The following is a 7,218-nucleotide window of genomic DNA, read 5'->3' on the forward strand; positions in this document are numbered from 1 at the left end:
GGGCTTGCCGTTGTTGCGGGCGCGTTCGTGCACGACGGCGGTGCGCGCGGACAGTCTGGCGATCCGGTCGCCCGTGACGAACTCGAACAGGTCGCTCGTCGTCGTCCCGCGCGGACCTCGACCGCACCATCGACGCCCTCGGCACCAACCTGTTGACGGTCTCGCCCGGCACCACGTTCACCGGGGACGAGGCGCAGTTGCCGTTGGTCGCCGAGAGCATGGTCGGCCGGATCGGGCCGGTGCTGGCCCACTCGGCGATCGGCCGGGTGGCGGACGTGAAGGTCTACCGCAGTGCGCGGATTCCCCGGGCGCAGACCAACGGCATCGCCGTGTACGCCGCCCGGCTGGACCTGCCGGACACCGTCGGCGCGACGGTGGGCAGCGGCACCTGGCTCAACGCCGCCAGTGCCCGCTATCCCGCCGCCGTGCTCGGGTCGGCCACCGCCCAACGGCTCGGCTTCGGCCGCGCCGGGCCGCAGGTCCAGGTGCTCGTCGGCGGCGTGCTGTTCACGGTCGTCGGGATCCTCGATCCGGCACCGCTGGCACCCGAGCTGGACACCGCCGTACTCGTCGGATGGTCGGCGGCCGAGAGCGAACTCGGCTTCGACGGCCATGCGACCACCGTCTACACCCGGTCGGAGGAGTCGTCGGTGGAGGACGTGCGGGCGGTACTCGGTGCCACCGCCAACCCGCAGGCGCCCAACGAGGTCGAGGTGTCCCGCCCGTCCGACGCGCTCGCCGCCAAGCAGGCCGCCGGGGAGGCGTTCACCCGGCTGTTGCTCGGCCTGGGCGCGGTCGCGCTGCTCGTCGGCGGGGTGGGCGTCGCCAACACGATGGTCATCTCGGTGCTCGAACGGCGAGCCGAGATCGGGTTGCGACGCTCGCTCGGCGCCACCCGCGGCCAGGTCCGGCAGCAGTTCCTCGCCGAGTCGCTGATCCTGTCCGCGTTGGGCGGGTGCGGCGGGGTCGCGTTGGGCAGCGCGGCGACGGCCGGCTACGCCGTCGCACAGGGGTGGACGACGGTCGTACCGATGTGGGTGCTGGTCGGTGGGGTCGGCGCCACCCTGGTGATCGGCGGCGTCGCCGGTCTCTACCCGGCGATCCGCGCCTCCCGCCTGCCACCGACGGAGGCGCTGGCGGCTCCGTGACCGTGGTTCGCCCGAGGGCCGCCCACTTCGGGCGGTCCTCGGCGATCCGCCCGGCTCAGTCCGGAGGCAACCAGGCGCGCCAGACCTCCGGGTTGGCGTCCAGCCACTTCTTGGCCGCCTCGTCCCGGGACAGCTTGTCCACCGTGAGGTAGCGGGCCACCTCGTTCTGGTCGTCGTTGGTCCACTGGAAGTTCTTGATCAGTTCGGCGGCCGGGTTGCCCGACTCGGCGAACTCCCGGTTGGCGATCTTGTCGAGGTCGTACGGCTGGTAGTCGCAGGCCACCTTGGCCGGGTCGGCGTCGCAGCCGGGGGTGTAGGGCGGCAGCTTGATGTGCACCAGGTTGACCTCGGCCAGGAACCACTGCGGCGCGTAGAAGTAGCCGATCGCGGGCCGGCGGTTCCGCTCCGCCTCCCGGAACGCCTCAATCAGCTTCTCCTCGCTGCCGGTGAGGGTGCGGATGTAGTTCAGCTTCAGGTTGCGGATCAACGCCAGATCGTTGGTGACGAACGAGGGATCCCCGCCGAGCAGGACACCCTTGCTACCCGAGGTGGGGGTACGGAACAGGTACGCGTAGTCGTTGAGGTTCTTCCAGCTGGTGATCCCCGGGTACCGCTCGACCAGCCACGGCGTGACGTACCAGCCGATGACGCCCTTGTTGCCGGTCATGCCGTGCTCGACGGCCACCCGATCCTCGTCGATGTACCGCTTCTTCAGGTCGTCGTGGCCCCAGTTCTCCAGGATCGCGTCGACCTCACCGGCGGCGAGCTGCTTCCAGGACTCCTCCGCCGTGAGGTCCTTCTCCACCACCGTGCAGTTGAGCCGGTTCTTGGCCAGATAGCTCACCACCGCGACATTCGCCTCGTACCCGATCCACGGGTTGACCGCGATGGTCAGGGTGTCGCACGCCGTCTTCTCCGCCGGGCCCGGCGCCGGGACCCGGGGCTGGATGTCGGCCGCGCAGCCGGCCAGCGCCAGTACGGCCGAGCCGGCGACGGCCGCCGCCCTGATCCAGCCTGATGTCCGCATTGCTGCTGTCCTTCCTGTCGTTGCGCCCCGGCCCCGCCTCACCTCGGGATCCGGGCGAGGCGTTGCGCCAGGACCACCTCGGTGAGCGCGACGAGCACCTGCTTGACCGACTCCCGCTGGCGGGCGTCGCATTCCACCAGCACCACCTCGTCCCCGACCCCGAGGGCCTCCCGCACCTCGGCGAGATCGAACCGGCGGCTCGCGTCGAAGTTGTTGATGGCCAACAGGAACGGGATGCGGTGATCCTCGAAGTAGTCGATGGCGGGGAAGCAGTCCTCGATCCGCCGGGTGTCGACCAGGATGACGGCCCCCAGGGCGCCGTCGACGAGGTCGTCCCAGAGAAAGGCGAAGCGGTCCTGCCCGGGGGTGCCGAACAGGTACATCAGCAGGGACTCGTCGAGGCTGATCCGGCCGAAGTCCAGGGCCACCGTGGTGGTGGTCTTCCCCATCAGTCCGGTGGTGTCGTCGACTCCCACCGACACCTCGGTCAGGTCGGCCTCGGTGACCAGGGGTTCGATCTCCGAGACGGCCCCGACGAAGGTGGTCTTGCCGACCCCGAACCCCCCGCTGACCACGATCTTCACCGCGGTGGGCGTGGGCCCCTGACTAGAGAGCGCGGACACGGTCCCTGATCCTCTCGATCATTGCGGTGGAGAGTTCACCCTGCTCCTCGCGGCGCAGATAACCCTCGTTCAGCAGGTCGGCGACGAGCACCCGGGTGACCCCGAGCGGCACCCGCATCGCCACCGCCAGGTCAGCCACGGTGGTGGGCCGCTGGCACAGCTCGACGATCCGGCGGGCCTCGAAACGCAGCGGCGCGGAGAGTGCCGCCGGCTGGGCGGAGAGCAGGGTCTCCACCCGCAGCCCGTCCTGCATCGGCCGGGTACGCCCGCCGGTGAGCAGGAACGGACGTACCGCCGCCTCGTCCGCGGACTCCTCCGGACGCCACGGCTGCGGCTCCGAACCGGGGTCGGTCGGCGGCGTGGTGGGGGTCCAGTACGGGATCATGCGCGGGTCGGGCAGCCGGGGTCCACTGTCGCTCACCGCGGCAGGACCCGTCTCGACTCGGAGATCAGGGCCGGGGTCAGCATGGCGCCGAACCGCTCGGCGAGCAGGGAGATCTCGTACCCGACCAGGCCCAGATCGCAGCCGCCCTCGGCGAGCACCCCGAGACAGCTGCCGTCACTGATCGCCGACACCAGCAGGAAGCCCCGCTTCATCTCGATCATGATCAGCTTCAGTCCGTCGAAGTCGTACTTGCGGGAGGCGGTACGGGCCAGGCTGGCCATGCTGGACACGATCGCGGCCAGCTGATCTCCGGCGCCCCGGTCCAGGCCGGCCGAGACGGCGATGAGCAGTCCGTCGGAGGAGACCGCGACGGCGTCCCGCGCCCCGTCGGTCTGCCGGACGAAGTTCGCCAGCAGCCAGTTCAACTGGTGCGGATCGGTGTGGGTGTCAACCGTCACTGGTCCTCCAAGACTCGGTCGCGGCATCGTCTCCGGTTGCGGTCACCGGTGTCGACCGTTCGATCTGGCCGCGTTGCGTTCCGGCGCGCAGTGCGGTCAACCGGTTCCGGATGTCCGCGGGCGAGTCGTCGAGGGCAGCCGGGCCTCGGTCCGGCACGGACGAGGCGGCCGCGGGCGCGGGTGAGACCGCCCGTCGTTCCCGGGGCAGGCGCTTGCGCAGCCCGTTGGTGGTCCGCTCCGCCGCCGGATCGACGGCGGCCAAGTCGCCGGGGATGACGATTGACCCGCCGGCGACCGGCCGGGCCGGGACGGCGCCCGAGGATGCAGTCGTCGTGGACCCGCCGGTGCTCAGCGGGGTCGTCTCCCCTGACTCCGCCGTGATCCGCGTGGGGGTGGCGGTGATGGCGATCGGCGCGGCGGTGCCGCCCACCGCCCCTTTCTCCGGCGCGGACGCGTTCGCGCTGGTGAGCACGCTGGGCGGCAGGACCACCCGGGCGGTCACCCCGGTGACCGGCGAAGGGGCCAGCTGGACGTCGATGTCCAGGTCCCGGGCGAGCTGACCCACCACGTGGTGGCCGAGGTAGCGGGTCGGGGCCGAGACGTAGTCGACCTCCCCGCGGAGCCGGGCGTTGGCCTGGGCCAGGTCCTCCGGGGACATGCCGATGCCCTGGTCGGTGATGGCGACGAGGTAGCTGTCGCCGGTCCGCCGGCCCTGGATCTCCACATCCGAGTCCGGGGGCGAGAAGGTCAATCCGTTCTCGACCAGCTCCGCGAGCATGTGGGCCACCGCGCTGACGTTGGCCCCGACCACCCAGGCGTCGTCGATGCGGCGCAGCTGCACCCGGCGGTACTCCTCGACCTCGGAGATGGCCGCCCGGATCACATCGGCGATCGCCAGCGGGGTCGTCCACTGGCGGGGTCCCCCGGCGCCCACCAGCACCAGCAGGCTTTCCGCGTTGCGGCGCATGCGGGTGGCGAGATGGTCCAGTTCGAAGAGGTTGGCGAGCCCGGCGGGGTCGGTCTCCTCCCGCTCGAGCTTGGTGATGAACCCGAGCTGACGCCGCAGCAGGTTCTGGTTGCGCCGCCCGAGGTTCGCCAGCGACTCCGTGGTGCTGCGGCGCAGCATCGCCTGCTCGGTGGCGAGGCGGAAGGCCACCGCCTGCACCTGGTCGAGGGCGTCGGCCACCGACCGTACCTCCACACTGGAGCGTTTCGGCACCCGGACCGGCGCCGGTGCCTCCGGGCTGCCTTCCTCGGTCCCGTCCTGTAGCCGGCGCACGGCGGCGGGCAGCCGGTGGGTGGCGAGTTCGTGGGCCTCGCCGGCCAGCAGCGCCAGTGGGCGGGTGATCGACCGGGAGGCGACCACCAGCAGGCCGATGGCCCCGGACAGGAAGAGTGTCACCAGCGCGGCGACCACCAGGATCCGCTGGGTGGACTCGTTCTGGCGCTCCGCGGCCCGCGCCTCGATCTCCGCGCCGACGTGCTGCTGCATCTGGCGCATGCCGTCCAGCACGGTGGTCAGAGCCGACCACCAGGACTGCGGGTTGACCTGCAACCGGCGGCCGTCGGCGGAGTTGAGGGCGACCTGTTCGAAGTAGCCGGCCACCCGGGCGGCCCCGGTGTCCCACACCCAGTCGTTGGCGGCCTGCTGGCTGGGGGTGGCCTGCTCGGCGAAGTCGGCCAGGGCCGTCTCCCGGGCCGCGCGCATCGCGGCGAACTGGAGGAACTCGCCCGGGGCGAAGCCACCGGCGGAGAAGACGCCGTTGAGGAACGCCCGCTGCTGGGCGGTGCTCTCCTCGATCCGGCTCAGCGCGTCGAGGGTGGCCACATGCCGCCGCAGCTCCGGATCGGGGACCTGGTCGAGGCCGAAGTCGATGCGGTTCAACGCGGCGATGCGCTCGGTGAAGAACTCGAAGGTCGCGGCCCGCCCGGCACTGCCGCCGTCGGCGGCGGAGCGCACCACGGCGAGCCCGTCGAGTTCCCGCAGGGCCGCGTCGATCCGGTCGGCCGCCGGCGCGCCGTCGGAGATCGCCGTCTGGACCGTCTGCCGCCGCTGGTCCACCCGCTCCCGGGCCGGGGTGATCTCGTCGCGGAACCCGACGTTGCCGCCGAGCAGACCGGCGGTGAGACCCCGCTCGGTCTGCAACTCCTGGGTCAGCTCCTGCACCGCGAGGGCGAGGGACACCGCCTCACTGGCGGCCCGGGCGGCCCGGTAGCTGGAGACCTCGATGACCGTCACGTACCCCAGCAGCAGCAGGACCGCCAGCACGGGTAGGGCGATGATGCCGACCAGCCGGCCACGGATGGTGCCGCCGCCCCGGCTCGCACCGTCGCCGGGAATCCGTGTGGACACGCGGTCTCCAATCCGATCGAGCCGCCGCAGAGCGGGTGCGATCGGCGTCAAGGGAAGTTGATCAGAGCAATATGGCGGCAGGCGCGCTGCCCCACAACCCCCCGAAGGGTTTGTCACGAGGTCGGGGTTGCTCTTTGCCCTTTCAGGTGTGGAGCCCGGCCGAACGGCCGGGCTCCACTTCGTCCAATCCGAACCCACGAGACACCGGACGAGCAAGGAAGGGCCCCTTGTTAACGCCTGCGGTAGAGCCCGGGCCCCTTCTTAACACCGACAACGCCGTCGACCTGCCCGACCCAGCGGGCTGCGGGCGGGGCCGCGGTCGACGGTCAGCGGGTGGGTGCGGTGAGCCGGTAGGCGCCGCGCGGATCCCAGGCGGTCCGCCAGCCGGCCGCCAGTGCCTCCTGCAACACGCCGCCGACGGCGTGCTGCCAGGCGCTGGCCACCGCCGGGTCGTCCCGGCGCAGCGCGGAGATGTCGGCCGGCACCGCGACCAGGGCGGCGGGAGCGGCGGTCCAGGCCGGGTCGAGCACCGGCAGCCCGTCGGGCGCCATGGCGACCGCCCACACCGGCTCGGCATCGCCGTCGGCGGGGACGGCGGGATCGCCGGTGAGGTGCCAGGCGACGAGCAACCGGTCGTACGGCAGCGGGGTGGGACTGTCGGCGTCGCGCAGACCTTCGTACCCGGGCAGGAACGCCTCCACGGTCGCGCCGAGCCGGCGCAGGTTGAGGTTGGCGTTGACCGCCGCCATCGCGTCGAACGTCCAGCGGATCTCGGTGACGCCCCGGTCGAGCGCCCAGGTCCGCTGGGCGAGCTTCAGGGCCACCGACACGCCCCGGCCACGGGCGGTGGGCAGCACGGCCATCGGGCCGGACTGCACCAGCGGCCGGCCGTCGGCGGTCCACCCCGGCAACGCGAGCAGCACGCCGACGGGGGCCTCGCCGTCCCAGGCCAGCAGCATCGGCGCGCCGGCGGCGAGCAGGTTGCGCAGCAGGCTGGGCGGATAGAAGTGGTGCCCCGCGCCTGGGGCGAAGACCCCGTCGAGGACACCGACGGCGGCGGCCACGTCGACGTGTGTGTCGATCGGGCGGATGTCGACGCCGGCGCGGGCGGCGGCCGCCGCGCCCGGGTCGGCCGGCTCCGGCGCGGGCGGCGGACCGGTGAGGGCCGCGACCGGATCGGCCAGTGGGTCGGGCGCGAACACCTGCCGGGTCGCGGCCGCCACC

The 7,218-nt window shown here is 72.2% G+C and carries 6 protein-coding genes and 1 pseudogene; 1 reads left to right on the forward strand and 6 read right to left on the reverse strand.

Features of this window, described 5'->3' with window-relative positions; genetic code table 11:
* Positions 1-1,148: pseudogene (locus AB0M52_RS27720) on the forward strand (ABC transporter permease); the annotation flags it as partial.
* A 55-nt stretch (positions 1,149-1,203) separates the two neighbouring features.
* On the opposite strand, the gene AB0M52_RS27725 reads toward AB0M52_RS27720, so the two are convergent.
* From AB0M52_RS27725 to AB0M52_RS27750, 6 genes are all read right to left on the reverse strand, one after another.
* Positions 1,204-2,175, reverse strand: a complete 972-nt coding sequence (locus tag AB0M52_RS27725; RefSeq protein WP_363959588.1) for an ABC transporter substrate-binding protein — start codon at positions 2,173-2,175, stop codon at positions 1,204-1,206.
* A 38-nt stretch (positions 2,176-2,213) separates the two neighbouring features.
* A complete protein-coding gene (locus AB0M52_RS27730) occupies positions 2,214-2,798 on the reverse strand; it encodes an ATP/GTP-binding protein (protein ID WP_363959591.1) in 585 nt (194 codons plus the stop codon).
* The gene (locus AB0M52_RS27735) at positions 2,782-3,219 is read right to left on the reverse strand and encodes a DUF742 domain-containing protein (protein WP_363959594.1); all 438 of its coding nucleotides are present in this window, start codon (positions 3,217-3,219) and stop codon (positions 2,782-2,784) included. The genes AB0M52_RS27730 and AB0M52_RS27735 overlap by 17 nt, the downstream gene beginning before the upstream one ends.
* Entirely contained in the window at positions 3,216-3,641 is a 426-nt protein-coding gene (locus tag AB0M52_RS27740) for a roadblock/LC7 domain-containing protein (protein WP_363959596.1), read from the reverse strand. The genes AB0M52_RS27735 and AB0M52_RS27740 overlap by 4 nt, the downstream gene beginning before the upstream one ends.
* Entirely contained in the window at positions 3,631-5,994 is a 2,364-nt protein-coding gene (locus AB0M52_RS27745) for a nitrate- and nitrite sensing domain-containing protein (RefSeq protein ID WP_363959599.1), read from the reverse strand. Before AB0M52_RS27745 ends, AB0M52_RS27740 begins: the two co-directional genes overlap by 11 nt.
* A gap of 326 nt (positions 5,995-6,320) precedes the next feature.
* On the reverse strand, positions 6,321-7,218 hold an 898-nt coding region (locus AB0M52_RS27750; protein ID WP_363959602.1), incomplete at its 5' end, for a hypothetical protein.

It is taken from the genome of Micromonospora sp. NPDC051296 (assembly GCF_040682255.1).
GTDB lineage: Bacteria > Actinomycetota > Actinomycetes > Mycobacteriales > Micromonosporaceae > Micromonospora > Micromonospora craterilacus.